Consider the following 13531-nt stretch of genomic DNA (forward strand, 5'->3'; position numbering starts at 1 on the left):
AACCGTGCGCAGGTCTGAGCGGGTGGAGGTGATCCTGCAGCGCCTCCACGAGCAGTACCCGGAAACACCGGTCCCCCTGGATCACAGTGACCCGTTCACCCTGCTGATCGCTGTTCTGTTGAGTGCTCAATGCACCGACAAGAAGGTGAATGAGGTGACGCCGGCGCTGTTTGCCGCTGGGCCAACACCCGCCGCCATGGCGGCACTCGAGGAGGAGCAGATCCTGGCGTTCATCCGGCAGCTCGGGCTGGCCAAAACCAAGGCCAGAAACGTGCGCCGCCTTGCCCAGATTCTGGTGACGGCCTACGACGGCGATGTTCCCCAGAGCTTTGAGGAACTCGAGGCGTTACCGGGCGTGGGGCACAAGACAGCCAGCGTGGTGATGGCCCAGGCCTTCGGCGTGCCCGCCTTCCCCGTCGACACCCACATCCACCGGCTGGCCCAGCGCTGGGGGTTGAGCGACGGCAGCAGTGTGGCGCGCACGGAACAGGACCTCAAGCGCCTCTTCCCCAAGGAGCACTGGAACCGACTGCACCTGCAGATCATCTTCTGGGGCCGTGAGTTCTGCACAGCACGGGGCTGCGACGGAACCGTCTGCCCCATGTGCCGTGAGCTTTATCCGAAACGGCGCCGTCCTGTGATCACCCGCAAGCCCTGATCAAGACAGCAGCTCTTCAGCGTTGGCCTTGATCACGCAATCAGCGGTGGGGTAGCTCACACAAAGGAGGGCAAACCCCTGGCCGATCTGATCATCATCGAGAAAGCTCTGATCGGTCTGATCCACCGAGCCACTCACCAATCGGCCGGCGCAGGTGGAACAGGCGCCGGCCCGGCAGGAATAGGGCAGATCAACTCCGGCCTCCTCGGCAGCATCGAGGATGTATGTGTCATCAGGGCACGAAAAGCTGGCACCACCCTCGATGCTGATGTTGAAAGAGGCCATGACGCGGAAGATCCTGAAGCGTTGGTAGCTGGATCAGACGATCGGCGCCAAGGCAACTGGATCCGCAACCTCTTCCCATGAATGTTTGGGGGAGGCGCAGGCGAGGGAACCTGCGCTCGTTCAACTCCCCGAAGCGTTGGCAGTGATGCTCGCGCCTCCGGAATCATCCCGCGGATGAGAACAGTTCTTACTAAGCAGTAATGCCTAAAAATGTGCGGATCGATACCCACCAAAGCGCCATCGTCTTGGACAGTGCATCACGAAAGCAGTGGTGCTTTCCATGCGTCACGGATGGGGTGGGCTGAGGGGCCTGCTCCTTTTTTTTGGCCTGGACCTGAACCAGAAGACCACTTGACCAGCCAAACCCACCATTGCTAGTACTGATGTACTTGCAGCATGGTCATGGGAGAGGGCTGGCTGATTGACAGCGACGACCGCTGGATCTGGCGATTCCATCGCGATCAGAAGGGATGGATCCATGAGCCGAAGGTCTTCATCGACAGAGGCCGGCGCCTGCCTGATGGCCCTCCCCTGCTGAAGGAACGCCGACACCTGAGAAAGGCCGAAGCAGAACAACTCTGGGCGTCCTTGCAGACCCAGGGCTGGAAGCGCCTTGCATCTCCAGCCTGGGGCGACGCGGTTGAACTTTGAGACGGGTCGCTGGTGCCAACTTCGAGGCTGTCCATCAGCAACCCCAGCCCACGCATCGGATTGGCATGTTGAGTTTGTGAGGAAAAACGCCCCACAGGGTGGAAACAAGGACACACTCCTGCGAGCCGTTTTGGAACCCCTGCCTTTGGCGGGGGTTTCTTTTTGCCTGGAAGGAGAAGGAGCCCATGGAATCGGTCATCAACGAAATCGAGTTCAACTTCGAGCAGACCGTCAGCATTCGAACTGACGTGAAGCTGAGCAAGGACGACGTGAAGCAGATCGTCTCAGAAGCTCCCGCAGAAACCCTGGAGGAGATCGTTTACCAAAGCCTGGTGACCGATGAGCTGTATCTGAGGGCGAGGGCCAAGGAGATCGCCGCCAAACTCAAACAAGACGATCTTGACGTGAACAGAATCGAGTACTGGGACGACGAAGGAAACAAGGTCTGAGCCTGTCTCCCCTGGGCGGGCACTGTTTGACGCCTGTGATGAACGAGAGACCCCTGCTGGCGGAACAGGACCTGCTTGAGCCATGGCGCACAAAGGTGCCTTTGAAGGCTGTTGCGCACTCAACGTCAGCTTCGCCAGCAGGTGCTGGCTCTGTCCCCAGCCGGCAAGCCACGATCCTTGATAGATTTCCGCTGGGCGCTATCAGAACCTTCAGGCCCAAACCCTGCGTCAGCCAAGCAAAGAGCAGCGGTTGTTTCGACGCAACAAGCTGCACCGGGTCGATGGATGACCAAAATCTCGCGCCTGCTGTCTCGCCCTAAAAAGAAGACGTCTCGCCCTAAAAAGCAGACCCGCTGATCGAATCAGCCAGGGCAAACCATCAAAACCATCAATCAATCAGTCTCCAGACGCACAGGCCTACGCAGAATCAAGCCACTGAGACTGATCAAGACTTAAGCAGCTATCCAATCCTGCTGAGAATCGGCTCCAGATCGAAGTTGTAGCCCCGAACAACAAGATCTGCGCGGCGCTTCAAGGGGTGAATGAAGCGACGCTCACCCGGGAGCATTTCGCGCAGCATCTGGCGAATCACATAGGAAGCCGGCCTCTGCCTGTCGCGAACATCACGCCAGAGACGCTTGATCAACCTCTGAAGCAGTGGGGTTTCGACGTACACAACCAGCGAGATGGGCACAGCCTCCAACACATGCTGTGGCCCGTAGGAGCCTTCCACCAGAACCAGGTCATAGGGCTGCTGCAACAACCTGGAGCTCACCCTGCGGCTGCGCATGTCGTAGCTGCGCAGCGCGTTCAACTGGCGGTAGCGAACAGCGCTGAGCTGCAACCTCAGCTGATCCGCGTCAATGGCATCCACCGTGTCGAAGCCATAGCGCGAGCTGGGTGACCAACCACAGCGGTAGTAGTCGTCGCAGGCGATCAGCAGGGGATGACGCCCCCTGGCACGCAGCTGCTCGGCCAGACGGGCTGCCAGGGTGGTCTTGCCGGCCGCAGACGGCCCGCAGATGCACACCAGAGGAACTGCCCCAGACAAGCGCTGCCTTCATCCAGAGCCATGCTGACAACGCCTCCCAAAAGAAGCAGATAAAACAGTAGCCGTTGATACAGATTGGAGCTAGGGTGTGGTCACGTTGAGCCTCATCAACAGGCCGCAGTCAGATCCGCGCCAGGCAACGGGGGCGTGGGCACCGCGCAAGAGAGAGATGAACACCCTTCAACTGATCAAGGCACGGACTGTGCGCAATCAGGCCATCGAAACGGCCAGAACACAGATGGCACGGGCCTACCGCCACCAGGGCCACACCGACCGGGTCCACACCCCGGTGGGGAGCAAAACCAAGGTGCTGCGCTATCGCGGCGTCGCCTACGAACAAATCGACCCACAACAGCACCCAAGCGGTGGGCGAGAACTGCGTTACCGCGGCGTCAGCTACGACGTGTATTGAAGCCAACGTTCCATCCATGATTGAAGCGGGGACAACCCCGCTTTTTTCATGGCCATTGAGGGTGACAAAGCAAGGGTGACAAAGCAGCAGTGGCGGACGGTGGTGATCTCCGTGGCGGCCGTGGCCTTCAGCGCCACAGCAGGCCTGGAGCCTCCGCTGCGCAACCTGATCACATTCGCCAGGGCGGGGGCGAGTTTCAGCGCCAAGCAGCTCTGCAGCAGCGTGCTGATGGCTGGAATGGATCCAGAGCAGGTGCTCAACGAAGATCTGGCCGCCGGCCAGGGGATGATCCACACCCGGATCAAACCAAACGCTGGACGCGTTGAAGCCAGCGCCCTGTTCGGGCTGATTCGTGCTGAAGCGATTCAGAACGGCGAACGGGGCTGCACCTGGCAGATCGATGGGCATCCAAAACCCCGGCTGCCCAAGCCAAACCAGCCTGGCTCCGAGACGCCCCAGCCCATTGGCTCTGCCTGGCCACTGAGCGACACAGCCGCCGCAGAACCGCCGGAGATCGATAAGCAGGCACTGAAGGACGCTCTCGATCGCGCCTTTGAAGAGAACGAGCCGCTCACACCAAAACGCACCCGCGCCGTTGTGGTGGTGCAGAACGGCTGGGTGATCGCAGAGCGATACGCCCAAGGCATCCAGCCCGACATGCCACTGATTGGCTGGTCGATGAGCAAAAGCATCACCCATGCCCTGATCGGACGGGCCATCCAAGAAGGGCTTCTGGATCCAGGCAAACCACCGAAGGTGCCCGAATGGAGTGATCCGCAGGATCCACGCCAAAGGATCAGCCTGGATCAGCTGCTGCGCATGAACAGCGGACTGGCGTTCGAGGAATCGACGGGAACACTGAACTCGGACCTGGTGCGGATGCTGACCCAGGAAGCCGACATGGCCGGGTTCGCCGCCAGCCAACCCCTCAGCAAAAAACCGGGAAAAAAGTGGAGCTATTCATCCGGAACCACCAACATCCTCAGCCGGATCCTCAGACATGCCATCGATGACGATCAGCGCTACTGGAGCTTTCCCAAGCAGGCATTGTTCGGGCCTCTCGGGATGGCAACTGCCGTTCTCGAAAACGACAACAGTGGAACCTTGGTGGGCTCATCCCTGGTGTGGGCCAGCGGCCGCGATTGGGCCCGGTTTGGCCAGTTGTACTTGGATCAGGGCCGCTGGGATGGCAAGCAACTTCTGCCCGCAACCTGGGTTCGGCAGGCACAGACGGCGTCGCGGGGATCAAAACAGGCCTATGGCGCGCATTGGTGGCTCAGCCGCCGCAAATCAAGGCCGGATCTGCCCAATGACAGCTATTCAGCTGAGGGCTATCAGGGACAACTTGTTCTGGTGGCTCCATCACAGCGCGCGGTGATCGTGCGACTGGGACAGACACCCAAAAAGCCGGGATTTGATGCCAATGCTTTCGGGGCTGATGTTCTCTCAGCCCTTCGATAAAGCGAACGGCAGGGCTCAGTTCTTGTCGCCGCCCTTGGGAACGAACGCCTGGGATGCTGCAACGAGAAGTCCGGTGATCAAAAGGGCCGGAAGAATGACAGTCGGACCGCCTGGAGCTGTCTGGGAGGCGAACAACAGCATGGTCTGGCAATAAAAACCACTGATCACCCTGGCAGAACAGGGGGCAAACAGCGACTCCTGCAAATGTTTGTCGCAGAGACCAAGGTTCAGCAGATCACGACGGGAAAGAGAAAAAGCTCGCCCTGCACGGCATCACAGGCTCGAACAGCAGCGGTGGGCCTGGCACGAGGCTTCGCCACCGCCGAGGCTGCCGCCGGAAACGCCTTGCGGGGTCGGATCAAGGAATGACGCATCCACTCGTCAGCGCGGAAGGTGGCGTAAGGAGAACTCGCAGCCATGGGTTTCGGAGCAGTACATCTGTTTTAGTGCGCATGTACTACAGCGTCAACCCAGGGGCTCTCCGCAACAATCACGGGAACCACCGCCCATCCGCAGGTGACGCAACAGGACGACGCCATCGGCAGCCGCTTGAGCCGGATCGAAGCTCGGCTTGCCAGGATTGAAGAGCTTCTGCTCAACGCAGGAGTTGGCGAAGGTCAGAACCCATCAGCAACACAGGAACAGTGCTACGAGGCATGGATCCACTATCTGAACAACACCCCTGAGGCCGTCGAAGCTCACCTCACCGCCCACGAGATGGCCGCCCTAAAAGCCTCCATCAACGCGCAAGTTCCAAGCGATTCGTAGAGTTATACACAGCTTTTCCACAGGACCAAAACAGCTGATCCTGGCGATCACAGTGGTTTTGGCCATCGGCGTGGAAAACAAGCCTCAGATGCTCAGCAGTCCCCGGCACATCCAGCAGCTCAATGCGAAGAATGCTGTGCTGGCCATTGTTTTCAAGCCACAAATGCATCAGTGATTTCGAACACGCCTCAAGTAGCAACGAAGCGCTTCCTGCTGTGAACGAAGCAAGCAACCCTCAGGAAAAGCTTCAGGGCACCGACACGCCAGAGGAGTCGGTTGAAAAACTGTGGAAAAACAAAAGATTCTGTTGTGATCACTGCAGACAGCCGGGGGACGTGCATTTCCGGGTGATCACCGCCCGACTCGCCGACTGGATCCTGGTGTGCGAAACCTGCTGGCCGAACTTTCGCGAACAAGCTGGTTATCGCTATGGAGGAACCCGCAAGGCCAACCGCCGCAAGCGAAAACGGCGTTAGCTGGAGTAAGGCTCAGATCAGTTCACATTGGTGGCGAATCACCGTGCCGCGGCGTTCCCAAAATTCCGGCGCTGATTGATCAACGACCCGCCACCACCAACGGCCATCGGTGTAACTGGGAGCACCTGCATTGTTGGTGCGCGGTAGTTGCAACTCCACATCACGCCAGCGCAGCAGCACTCCGTCTCCCGGCAAGGTTCCCTCCAACGTGTTGGGAATGCCTTCCGCCAGGCCGGTGAGATCAACTGGTCCCCGCGTGATGTCAACACTGAGCCGATCCCCGTCGCAGATCCAATCGGCCCATGACGGCTGGGGAGCGAAGAGCAGACAGAGCATCAACAACGCCAGGCCCAGGCCCTTCGCGACAGAATTCAGCAATGCTGTTGACCCTCATCTACGACGGCGGATGCCCATTCTGTCGAGAGTTCGCCCTCCGCAGTGAGCTCCAGGCTGGTGTTCCCAACCTGCGCATTGTTGACGGGCGCGCCGATCACACGATCCGTCGCGAGCTCAATGCCCTCGGCCTGCCTCTGCGCAATGGCGCCGTGCTGATCGAAGGAGAGCAGACGTGGCATGGCAGCGAAGCCATTGCGGAACTCAGCCGGCGCATGAACCCCAGCGATCCCCTGCTGGGACTGCTGGCCAAGCTGTTCAGTGACAACCAACGTTCAGCACTGGCTTATCCAGCCCTGTTGGCTGCCCGGCGCCTGGCTCTCGCCACCCGCGGGCTGAGCGTTGACCCGGATCAAGCTCGATCACGCTGACGCAATGAGCCAAAACACGGGTGGTCGCAACCGATACCCCTGAACTACGGTCGAAGCAAGCCTAAAGATTCTCTTAAGCATCGATCCTGATCCCTTTGTTCCTGACGCGCTGAGCCATCAGCAACTCAACGCCTTACTGAAAGCGGCGATGGACACATCCGCCGTTCCTGAAGGGCGACTCAGCGATGACGAACTGCTCCGCGCAGCACTGAGTGCATGGGCCGACCAAACCCAGGAGTTGCTGCGCTGGATTGAAGGACAGGGCGATGCAGTGAGCGACACGCGATTGCCCAAGCAGGTGATGGCGCTGGGAAGTTTTCGCACCCATCTGGTGATGGGCCTCAAGGCCCTTCGTTATTCCGAAGGCTGAGCCCGCTGCTCTTCCCGACGGGCATCACAACACTCCTCGAGAACGGAAAGAAACTGTTCCGGCTCCGGTTGATCGTCAAGATCGAAGCGGGTGGCTGTGGTCACCGTGAAGTTGATCCAGGTTTCCACTTCAGGGCCGCCGGATGCCATCACAAGGTCGTAGCAAGCCTGAAAATCTGAATCCGGTGCAAGATCACGCGCCGCATTGATGACGTCGTACAACTGATCCATGCCCTCGGCTTGGGCTTCAGCAAAGACGGCACGAATGCGATCCAGCATCAGCAGGCACGCTCAAGCTCAACAACAGAAAGCTCGGCTGTGACGTTGGAGGCTTCGTCTGCAAGCTCAAGAAGTTCTGCGTTGAGCTCCAGCAACATCAAGGCCAAGGAGGACGCAAATTCGATGCAGAACGATTCGTCTTTCACAGCGCCGCCGCGTTGAATGTGCAGGGTCTAATCAACGCAGCAAGTTGAACGTGGATTCCGCAATCCTGCTTTACAACATCAACGAAAAATGAGAAATCGATGCGCAATCTGTATCGAAAAATCAAATCAGCCGCAAACGTTGAACAGCTTCGCTAAACGGGGCTGGCCCCTTAGGCCGCAACAGGTTCCAGCATGGAGCTGACACTGGGCTGGAATCCGATTTCACGCAGCCGGGCGTTGCTGACACGGGCATTGAAGATGCGTGCACCGGGGCGATCGTGGTTGTCCCAGATCACAGGGGGCAATCCGAAGTCATCACACAAGGCGTTGGAAAGCTGACGCCGGGTGAACTGGAGATCATCCACAAGGTTGTAGATGCCTTGGAGCCGCCGGCCGAAGGCGAAATCAACACCGCGAATGATGTCGTGAAGATGAACCCAGGCATTGATGTGATTGCCGTTCTTGCGAACCGGCTGCCCAGCAGCACTGCGGATGTACGACGGGATGTCCTTGCCAGGACCGTAAATACCACCCAGCCGCAACACACAGGCCTGGGTTGAAGCGTCGTTCAAGGAAAGAACAGAGGCCTCGGCGCTGGCCAGAAGAGCGTTGGCATTGTTGGAACAATCCGGAGGCGTCAGCTCATTGCAGATCGCGCCGGCCTGATCGCCATACACCCCTGCACTGCTCAGGTAGGCCACATGAAGCGGTCGACGCCCTTGGCGCTGACGCAGCGCCTCAACAAGGGCCGGCACCGCTTGGCCGTAAACCTTCTCGTACTGATCTTCTTCAAAGGTGGCGGTGGTGGGCGCCATCGCAATCAGGACCCCATCGAGCCGATCCAGGAAACTGGCATCCGCCATCGGATCGCCGGCGTTGTAAAGGCGGGGGTGGTCGACCAGATCGCAGAGCTCAGCCAACCGTCCAGGGCTGGTGGTGGTACCGACAACCTCATGGCCCTGGCGCCTGAGATGAGTGGCGACAGCGGATCCGACGTATCCACAACCCACAATCCCGAAACTTCCCGCCATGTCCGGTCAAACACCTTTTACATAATTTAACGAACGAGCTTTAGGCCTGCCGTGACAATGGAGACATGATCTCGATGATCCTCAACCTGCTCTGGGTTGTTCTCGGCGGACTTCCCATGGCTCTGGCCTGGTGGCTGGCCGCGTTGATCTGCGCCATCACCATCGTTGGCCTGCCATGGGCACGGTCGTGCTGGGTGGTCGGTTGTTTCTCGCTCTGGCCCTTCGGCTCCGAAGCAGTGAACCGTCGTCAGCTAAGGGGACGAGGTGATCTGGGGACGGGCCCCCTGGGAGCGCTCGGCAATGTGATCTGGTTCCTTGTGGCCGGCTGGTGGCTGGCCCTGGGTCACCTCAGCAGTGCCCTGGCCTGCTTTGTCACGATCATCGGCATTCCCTTCGGCATTCAGCACATCAAGCTGGCTTTGATTGCCCTGGCTCCCGTCGGCATGACGGTGGTGAAATCTCGCAACTGATCTCAGCAGAGCTGATCAGAACAACACCTGATCAGAACAGCCACTGAATCAGCCAGACCATCGCCAAACCGAGCACGCCGGCCAACAGCAATCCCCCCACCAGAAAGGTGATGGCGGCGGCCAGCCCGATCCTGGCCATGGTGTCTGGATAGAGAAGAAACAGGGTCAGCCCCAGGGCCACAGGCCACAACGGCGGAATCAACAGGCAGACCCCGGCGAGGATCATCAACTTGCGATCACGCTGTTGCTTGGCCTCCACCAGAAGGGCTTCGGCATCAGCTTCACGATCAAGCGCAGCCTGCTCATCGTCACTGAGCCAACGGCCACGAGCCTTGGCACGATCGAGCTCGCCCTCGAGCCATTCAGCGGGGTTGCCCTTGCTCATCGGCTCACCATAAGAAGCAAAGGATCAATCCAAAAACAAAGACTAACCATCACAATCGATCCGATATAGGTAATTTTATCTAGGTATTTACCCGCCGCAATAATTTCATTGCCCAAAAAAGAAAATCGGCATAGTGTCGCTCTGCGAATTGAGAAAGACGTGCTGAATACAAACCTGGAGTCACCAAACGCTTCCCAAGCTTGTGTCACTGAATCACAAGTGAATGCCTATTTCGAATGCCTGACCCTTTGCAATCTTGATGATGGCAGTTGTTATGAGCAATGCATTCTCGTGCATCTGAAAAACGAGGTTGATGCATGAAAAGCCTGAGCCATCAAGCACAAATGGGCTTGGCATCCATTGCCTCAACCGTTGCTGTTGCTCTTCTCGTGATCGGTTTTATGGGCATGGCCCAGCACATCAGCACCAGCCCGCTCTGAAGCACGTGCTCACTTCTTGCGTTTGAAGGTGTAGCAACCACCGTGGTAACCAGTGAAGGGTTGGGCGTAGGTCACCAATTCCCAACCCTGCTCTCCCAATTCATTCATCAAGCCCACCAGGGTGACGTCACGCTGCGGATGACTTCTGGAGATCAGCTGGCGATCATCCAGCCAGAGCTCCTCGATTTCCCCGGTCCACGACTTCCCCCGGGGCACGAAGCGCAACTGGGTGTACTCCCAACGCATCACCAAACATCAGCTGAACGACGCACCATCTTCACCGCAGACGGCACCATCCGGGGGCGAGAATTCAAGAACACGCTGTTCTGAGATGCGTCGCCTGCTCGCCCAGCTCGTTCTGCTCATCGGCCTGCTCACGCTCACACCGGGCTGGTGCGGAGCCCTGGAGGTGAGCCTGCAACGCATTGATGCCAACGGCATTGGCGAATCGATCGGCAGCGTCACCGCGCAAGACACCGACCAGGGCCTGGTGATTTATCCCGATCTGGCGGGGCTGAGCCCTGGAGAACATGGCTTCCATCTCCACAGCACAGGAAGCTGTGACGTGGGCGTAACCGCCGAAGGCACATCTGTTGCCGGCTTGGCTGCCGGAGGTCACTGGGACCCTGATGAAACGGGTCAACACCTCGGCCCCTTCGGAAACGGTCACCGGGGCGATCTCAGCAGGCTGGTGGTGGATGGCGACGGCAAGACCAACACCAGCGTGGTGGCGCCTCGGCTCAGCACCGCTGACCTGAAGGGCAAAGCCCTGATTGTTCACGCAGGCGGCGACACCTACAGGGACGAGCCCCCCCTCGGTGGAGGTGGAGCACGGGTTGCCTGTGGCGTGGTGCCGGACGAGCGCTGACTCAGCCGTTCACCAGGCGGGCATGGAGGCGACAGACCCTGATGGCCTGAGCGGGTGGCTCCTGACAGAGGGCACCGAGCTCCCTGTTCAGCTGTTGGAACAGGGATAGATCCGCTCCGGGAATTGAGGGAAACACCAGGAACAAACCTGAGGCGATCAAACCGATCACAACATCGCTCCAACTCTTAAGAAAACACTAAGCCCGCGTCGATTCGGGGTCGTGTTCGTCCCTGCAGACCACGGCCATCAGCGCCTCGATGTGCAACATCAGGCCAGCGCGCCAGGCAGCATCTTCGTCACAGGCCTCGATGGTTTCCACCACGATCGAGCCTCCACGCTCAATGATCAGGTCATAGGCGGGTGGCATCGGAGCGTTGCATTGCCTCCCCATTCAGCAGGTAAAGCACTTCCGGCACATCCCCCAGTTGAGGGAGTTCAACGGCAGGAGAACATGATCAAACGCTTGAGCTCTCACAACGTTGTTCAAATCACCCCTGTTTCGGCGCGTCGGGATCTACCTCGTGCTCAGCACCGCTGCTGTCACCGTCGTCAATCAGCTCGAGATTGAACAACAGAGTGCCTATCAGATCTACATCCCGATGTTCATTGGGATCTACATCGTTTCGCGTTGGATCGACAGTCGGTTCAACCAGGCCTCTCAACAGCCACAGTCCAACGCAACGCAGGACAAAACCTCACCATCCACAACCGACCGTGGTTTTGGACAGTGAGGTGAAGCGAAGCTGTTTTGAAGCTCAGCGGCGGGGTTCGGCCTTGCGAACGGAGATGGCGCGACCCATCCACTCAACGTTCTGCAGGTCGTCGATTGCCGACTGCTCATCGGCTTCGCTGCTGAGGTCAACAAAAGCGAAACCACGCTTGCGGCCCGTCTCCCGGTCGAGGGGCAAGGAGCACTTGCTCACTTCGCCGTACTGACCGAACAGATGAATGAGATCCTCCCGCTCAGCGTCCCAGGAGAGATTTCCGATAAAGATCGTCAAAAAAAGAATTGATCAAGACTGCTTACCTTCGCACACAGCGGCCTGACGCCGAGCCTTCTGAAGGGATGGCTCATAATTGGGATCAAGGACTACCAAACAATTCCGTTCAAACCTGAATTCGATAGAAAGCCTTTGCTTCGAGCCCAATGAAGCCGCAACGGAACCAGGCTTGATTCAGTTGAGGAATGGAAATGGGTGGACTCAGCGGTACCAAATCGGACGATTTCATCAACGCAGCCAAAGCCCGCGGCGAAGCTGCCCTGCAAGACAAACAACCCAAATTGACCAAGCTGGAAAAAGCATTCCGGCATGCGGCAATCCGGCGACGGGCTGAAGATGCCCGCAAAAAGGGACACCACGCCTAATTCAAAGCCCTGCCTTTCCAGGTCCACCCGCGTCCCGTGCGGGTGCGCCAGATCGAGACGGGGCCAATCGCACCCACCAGCAACCCACCGGCTCCCATCAGCCACCAGTAGCTGAGGGGTACATCAAAGTTGCTGCGCGTCCACAGCCGCAGCAGCAGCTGTTGAAGGATGGCCAAGCTCGCCAGCGCCAACACCCACCACCAAGCCGAAGCCAGCAGGGGTTGGAGCCAGAGCAGCAGCAGCGATGCCGGCAGCAACAGCCAGGGCACGGTGAACATCAGCACCACCACCAAAGCGGCGCCAAGGGCTTTGACGGGATCCTTGTCCAGGCCCAGAAACCAGTTCTTGGTCCAGCCCTCCCAGAGCGCCGCGAGGTCGCGGTACATCCGCAGATCAACCGCATCAAGCCCCAGGAGATAACGCAGCCGATGGCCTCCTCCCTTGATGGCGCGAGCGAGGGCCAGATCTTCCACTACCTCGCCAGCCAGGGCTCGGTGACCACCGATCTGGGCATAGGTGGAGGCCTTGAACAACATGAAAGGCCCCGCCGCAAATGCCACCGGCGATGCCGGGTCGTTGGTTTCGAGAATGGGAAAGCCGAGGCCCAGAAGGCTGGCCATGATCGGCTGCACCATCCATTCCGCCAGGCATCCGCAACTCAACCGCGGCGCCAGGCTCAGTAGATCGGCCTGCTCATCAAGGGCCTGAGCCAGGGCCCGTTTCAGGGCATCGGGCTTGAGCCGAACATCGGCATCGATGAACAACAGCCACTCGCTGGAGACCTGGTCAACGGCCCTGCTACAGGCCCAGTTCTTGCCCACCCAGCGTTCGTTGACGGGCCTGGGGCCGGCCTTGATCAGCCGGAAGTGGGGCGCTGCAGAGCCAGCCCGGAGGGCGTTGTCCTCCGTTGCATCGCTGGACTCGTCATCCACCACCAGCACCGACCAGTCCCGGCAGGGCGGCTGATTGGCCAGAACGCTGGCGATACAGGACCCGATGTTGTGGGCCTCGTTGAAGGCAGGGATCACCACGGTCAGCGACGTGTCCGGAACAGCAACGTCCTGGTTCGGCTTCAAGCGCGGTGCCACTGAAAACACCCGTTGCAGCCCCAACTGAAGGATCAGCAATCCAGCTGCAGCTGAACCAGCCGCAGCAAGAAACAGCAGGGGCTCAAGCAGGGCAAGCGTCAAGGCCGGGCCATG

Annotated in this window: 26 protein-coding genes; 14 read left to right on the forward strand and 12 right to left on the reverse strand. The window is 59.1% G+C overall.

Features of this window, described 5'->3' with window-relative positions:
- Positions 1-4 precede the first annotated feature (4 nt).
- Entirely contained in the window at positions 5-658 is a 654-nt protein-coding gene (gene nth / locus DXY35_RS11500) for an endonuclease III (RefSeq protein ID WP_115082389.1), read from the forward strand.
- On the opposite strand, the gene DXY35_RS11505 is transcribed toward nth, so the two are convergent.
- Entirely contained in the window at positions 659-943 is a 285-nt protein-coding gene (locus tag DXY35_RS11505; RefSeq protein ID WP_006849985.1) for a 2Fe-2S iron-sulfur cluster-binding protein, read from the reverse strand.
- Positions 944-1339: 396 nt separating this feature from the next.
- Between DXY35_RS11505 and DXY35_RS11510 the strand changes: the two genes are divergently transcribed.
- Positions 1340-1594 (forward strand): DUF1651 domain-containing protein, encoded by a 255-nt coding sequence (locus DXY35_RS11510; RefSeq protein ID WP_115009155.1) that lies wholly within the window; start codon positions 1340-1342, stop codon positions 1592-1594.
- 185 nt (positions 1595-1779) lie between these two features.
- Positions 1780-2043, forward strand: a complete 264-nt coding sequence (locus tag DXY35_RS11515; RefSeq protein WP_115082390.1) for a hypothetical protein — start codon at positions 1780-1782, stop codon at positions 2041-2043.
- Between the two features lie 460 nt (positions 2044-2503).
- Here DXY35_RS11515 and DXY35_RS11520 read toward each other — a convergent pair whose 3' ends face one another.
- The gene (locus DXY35_RS11520; RefSeq protein ID WP_115082391.1) at positions 2504-3094 is read right to left on the reverse strand and encodes a nucleoside kinase; all 591 of its coding nucleotides are present in this window, start codon (positions 3092-3094) and stop codon (positions 2504-2506) included.
- A gap of 169 nt (positions 3095-3263) precedes the next feature.
- On the opposite strand from DXY35_RS11520, the gene DXY35_RS11525 reads away from it, so the two are divergent.
- The gene (locus DXY35_RS11525; RefSeq protein ID WP_170950614.1) at positions 3264-3506 is read left to right on the forward strand and encodes a hypothetical protein; all 243 of its coding nucleotides are present in this window, start codon (positions 3264-3266) and stop codon (positions 3504-3506) included.
- A 48-nt stretch (positions 3507-3554) separates the two neighbouring features.
- Positions 3555-4967 carry a serine hydrolase gene (locus tag DXY35_RS11530; protein WP_115082392.1) on the forward strand — a complete coding sequence of 471 codons (1413 nt, stop codon included), beginning with the start codon at positions 3555-3557 and terminating at the stop codon, positions 4965-4967.
- A 227-nt stretch (positions 4968-5194) separates the two neighbouring features.
- Here the strand turns inward: DXY35_RS11530 and DXY35_RS11540 are convergent, their stop codons facing one another.
- Entirely contained in the window at positions 5195-5386 is a 192-nt protein-coding gene (locus DXY35_RS11540; protein ID WP_115082393.1) for a hypothetical protein, read from the reverse strand.
- Positions 5387-5483: 97 nt separating this feature from the next.
- On the opposite strand from DXY35_RS11540, the gene DXY35_RS11545 reads away from it, so the two are divergent.
- Positions 5484-5735, forward strand: a complete 252-nt coding sequence (locus DXY35_RS11545; RefSeq protein ID WP_115082394.1) for a hypothetical protein — start codon at positions 5484-5486, stop codon at positions 5733-5735.
- 215 nt (positions 5736-5950) lie between these two features.
- Complete coding sequence (locus DXY35_RS11550) at positions 5951-6211, forward strand: hypothetical protein (protein WP_115082395.1); 261 nt, start codon at positions 5951-5953, stop codon at positions 6209-6211.
- Positions 6212-6223: 12 nt separating this feature from the next.
- Here DXY35_RS11550 and DXY35_RS11555 read toward each other — a convergent pair whose 3' ends face one another.
- A complete protein-coding gene (locus DXY35_RS11555; protein ID WP_115082396.1) occupies positions 6224-6589 on the reverse strand; it encodes a hypothetical protein in 366 nt (121 codons plus the stop codon).
- On the opposite strand from DXY35_RS11555, the gene DXY35_RS11560 reads away from it, so the two are divergent.
- The gene (locus DXY35_RS11560) at positions 6589-6975 is read left to right on the forward strand and encodes a DCC1-like thiol-disulfide oxidoreductase family protein (protein ID WP_115009163.1); all 387 of its coding nucleotides are present in this window, start codon (positions 6589-6591) and stop codon (positions 6973-6975) included. The genes DXY35_RS11555 and DXY35_RS11560 overlap by 1 nt on opposite strands.
- Positions 6976-7123: 148 nt before the next feature.
- On the forward strand, positions 7124-7345 hold the full coding sequence (locus DXY35_RS11565; RefSeq protein WP_115082397.1) for a hypothetical protein: 222 nt from the start codon (positions 7124-7126) through the stop codon (positions 7343-7345).
- On the opposite strand, the gene DXY35_RS11570 is transcribed toward DXY35_RS11565, so the two are convergent.
- On the reverse strand, positions 7330-7623 hold the full coding sequence (locus tag DXY35_RS11570; protein WP_114989309.1) for a hypothetical protein: 294 nt from the start codon (positions 7621-7623) through the stop codon (positions 7330-7332). The two genes, DXY35_RS11565 and DXY35_RS11570, sit on opposite strands and share 16 nt — an antisense overlap.
- A gap of 316 nt (positions 7624-7939) precedes the next feature.
- Complete coding sequence (locus DXY35_RS11575) at positions 7940-8800, reverse strand: SDR family oxidoreductase (RefSeq protein ID WP_115082398.1); 861 nt, start codon at positions 8798-8800, stop codon at positions 7940-7942.
- Positions 8801-8865: 65 nt separating this feature from the next.
- Between DXY35_RS11575 and DXY35_RS11580 the strand changes: the two genes are divergently transcribed.
- A complete protein-coding gene (locus tag DXY35_RS11580; RefSeq protein ID WP_115082399.1) occupies positions 8866-9270 on the forward strand; it encodes a YccF domain-containing protein in 405 nt (134 codons plus the stop codon).
- A gap of 31 nt (positions 9271-9301) precedes the next feature.
- Here the strand turns inward: DXY35_RS11580 and DXY35_RS11585 are convergent, their stop codons facing one another.
- The gene (locus DXY35_RS11585; protein ID WP_115082400.1) at positions 9302-9655 is read right to left on the reverse strand and encodes a hypothetical protein; all 354 of its coding nucleotides are present in this window, start codon (positions 9653-9655) and stop codon (positions 9302-9304) included.
- Between the two features lie 317 nt (positions 9656-9972).
- Here DXY35_RS11585 and DXY35_RS13230 point away from each other — a divergent pair, with 317 nt between their 5' ends.
- A complete protein-coding gene (locus DXY35_RS13230; protein ID WP_256359524.1) occupies positions 9973-10095 on the forward strand; it encodes a hypothetical protein in 123 nt (40 codons plus the stop codon).
- Positions 10096-10104: 9 nt separating this feature from the next.
- Here DXY35_RS13230 and DXY35_RS11590 read toward each other — a convergent pair whose 3' ends face one another.
- Positions 10105-10341: a hypothetical protein gene (locus DXY35_RS11590; protein ID WP_115082512.1), complete on the reverse strand. Its 237-nt coding sequence runs from the start codon at positions 10339-10341 to the stop codon at positions 10105-10107.
- A gap of 85 nt (positions 10342-10426) precedes the next feature.
- On the opposite strand from DXY35_RS11590, the gene sodC reads away from it, so the two are divergent.
- Positions 10427-10963 (forward strand): superoxide dismutase family protein, encoded by a 537-nt coding sequence (sodC, locus tag DXY35_RS11595; protein ID WP_115082401.1) that lies wholly within the window; start codon positions 10427-10429, stop codon positions 10961-10963.
- 1 nt (position 10964) lies between these two features.
- Here the strand turns inward: sodC and DXY35_RS12865 are convergent, their stop codons facing one another.
- Both DXY35_RS12865 and DXY35_RS12870 read right to left on the reverse strand, forming a co-directional pair.
- A complete protein-coding gene (locus DXY35_RS12865) occupies positions 10965-11132 on the reverse strand; it encodes a hypothetical protein (RefSeq protein WP_170950567.1) in 168 nt (55 codons plus the stop codon).
- 27 nt (positions 11133-11159) lie between these two features.
- On the reverse strand, positions 11160-11330 hold the full coding sequence (locus DXY35_RS12870) for a hypothetical protein (protein WP_170950615.1): 171 nt from the start codon (positions 11328-11330) through the stop codon (positions 11160-11162).
- Positions 11331-11442: 112 nt separating this feature from the next.
- Here DXY35_RS12870 and DXY35_RS11600 point away from each other — a divergent pair, with 112 nt between their 5' ends.
- Positions 11443-11694, forward strand: coding sequence for a hypothetical protein (locus DXY35_RS11600; protein WP_115082402.1), 252 nt, complete (start codon positions 11443-11445; stop codon positions 11692-11694).
- Positions 11695-11718: 24 nt separating this feature from the next.
- Here DXY35_RS11600 and DXY35_RS11605 read toward each other — a convergent pair whose 3' ends face one another.
- Positions 11719-11964 carry an RNA-binding protein gene (locus DXY35_RS11605; protein WP_006850138.1) on the reverse strand — a complete coding sequence of 82 codons (246 nt, stop codon included), beginning with the start codon at positions 11962-11964 and terminating at the stop codon, positions 11719-11721.
- Positions 11965-12155: 191 nt separating this feature from the next.
- Here DXY35_RS11605 and DXY35_RS13035 point away from each other — a divergent pair, with 191 nt between their 5' ends.
- Entirely contained in the window at positions 12156-12329 is a 174-nt protein-coding gene (locus DXY35_RS13035; protein ID WP_011364474.1) for a hypothetical protein, read from the forward strand.
- On the opposite strand, the gene DXY35_RS11615 is transcribed toward DXY35_RS13035, so the two are convergent.
- A complete protein-coding gene (locus DXY35_RS11615; RefSeq protein WP_115082404.1) occupies positions 12326-13519 on the reverse strand; it encodes a glycosyltransferase family 2 protein in 1194 nt (397 codons plus the stop codon). The two genes, DXY35_RS13035 and DXY35_RS11615, sit on opposite strands and share 4 nt — an antisense overlap.
- Positions 13520-13531: the final 12 nt, after the last annotated feature.

It is taken from the genome of Synechococcus sp. N32 (genome assembly GCF_900473895.1).
Classification (GTDB): domain Bacteria; phylum Cyanobacteriota; class Cyanobacteriia; order PCC-6307; family Cyanobiaceae; genus Parasynechococcus.

Excerpts from the sequence above, each read along its gene's own strand:
- DXY35_RS11580 (WP_115082399.1), top strand. The coding sequence starts at position 8,866 with ATGATCTCGATGATCCTCAACCTGCTCTGGGTTGTTCTCGGCGGACTT.
- DXY35_RS11560 (WP_115009163.1), top strand. The coding sequence starts at position 6,589 with ATGCTGTTGACCCTCATCTACGACGGCGGATGCCCATTCTGTCGAGAG.
- DXY35_RS11570 (WP_114989309.1), bottom strand. The coding sequence starts at position 7,623 with ATGCTGGATCGCATTCGTGCCGTCTTTGCTGAAGCCCAAGCCGAGGGC.
- DXY35_RS11515 (WP_115082390.1), top strand. The coding sequence starts at position 1,780 with ATGGAATCGGTCATCAACGAAATCGAGTTCAACTTCGAGCAGACCGTC.
- DXY35_RS13230 (WP_256359524.1), top strand. The coding sequence starts at position 9,973 with ATGAAAAGCCTGAGCCATCAAGCACAAATGGGCTTGGCATCCATTGCC.
- DXY35_RS11510 (WP_115009155.1), top strand. The coding sequence starts at position 1,340 with ATGGTCATGGGAGAGGGCTGGCTGATTGACAGCGACGACCGCTGGATC.
- DXY35_RS13035 (WP_011364474.1), top strand. The coding sequence starts at position 12,156 with ATGGGTGGACTCAGCGGTACCAAATCGGACGATTTCATCAACGCAGCC.
- DXY35_RS11585 (WP_115082400.1), bottom strand. The coding sequence starts at position 9,655 with ATGAGCAAGGGCAACCCCGCTGAATGGCTCGAGGGCGAGCTCGATCGT.
- DXY35_RS11530 (WP_115082392.1), top strand. The coding sequence starts at position 3,555 with ATGGCCATTGAGGGTGACAAAGCAAGGGTGACAAAGCAGCAGTGGCGG.
- DXY35_RS11540 (WP_115082393.1), bottom strand. The coding sequence starts at position 5,386 with ATGGCTGCGAGTTCTCCTTACGCCACCTTCCGCGCTGACGAGTGGATG.
- DXY35_RS11505 (WP_006849985.1), bottom strand. The coding sequence starts at position 943 with ATGGCCTCTTTCAACATCAGCATCGAGGGTGGTGCCAGCTTTTCGTGC.
- DXY35_RS11565 (WP_115082397.1), top strand. The coding sequence starts at position 7,124 with ATGGACACATCCGCCGTTCCTGAAGGGCGACTCAGCGATGACGAACTG.
- DXY35_RS11525 (WP_170950614.1), top strand. The coding sequence starts at position 3,264 with ATGAACACCCTTCAACTGATCAAGGCACGGACTGTGCGCAATCAGGCC.
- sodC (WP_115082401.1), top strand. The coding sequence starts at position 10,427 with ATGCGTCGCCTGCTCGCCCAGCTCGTTCTGCTCATCGGCCTGCTCACG.
- DXY35_RS11575 (WP_115082398.1), bottom strand. The coding sequence starts at position 8,800 with ATGGCGGGAAGTTTCGGGATTGTGGGTTGTGGATACGTCGGATCCGCT.
- DXY35_RS12870 (WP_170950615.1), bottom strand. The coding sequence starts at position 11,330 with ATGCCACCCGCCTATGACCTGATCATTGAGCGTGGAGGCTCGATCGTG.
- DXY35_RS11590 (WP_115082512.1), bottom strand. The coding sequence starts at position 10,341 with ATGCGTTGGGAGTACACCCAGTTGCGCTTCGTGCCCCGGGGGAAGTCG.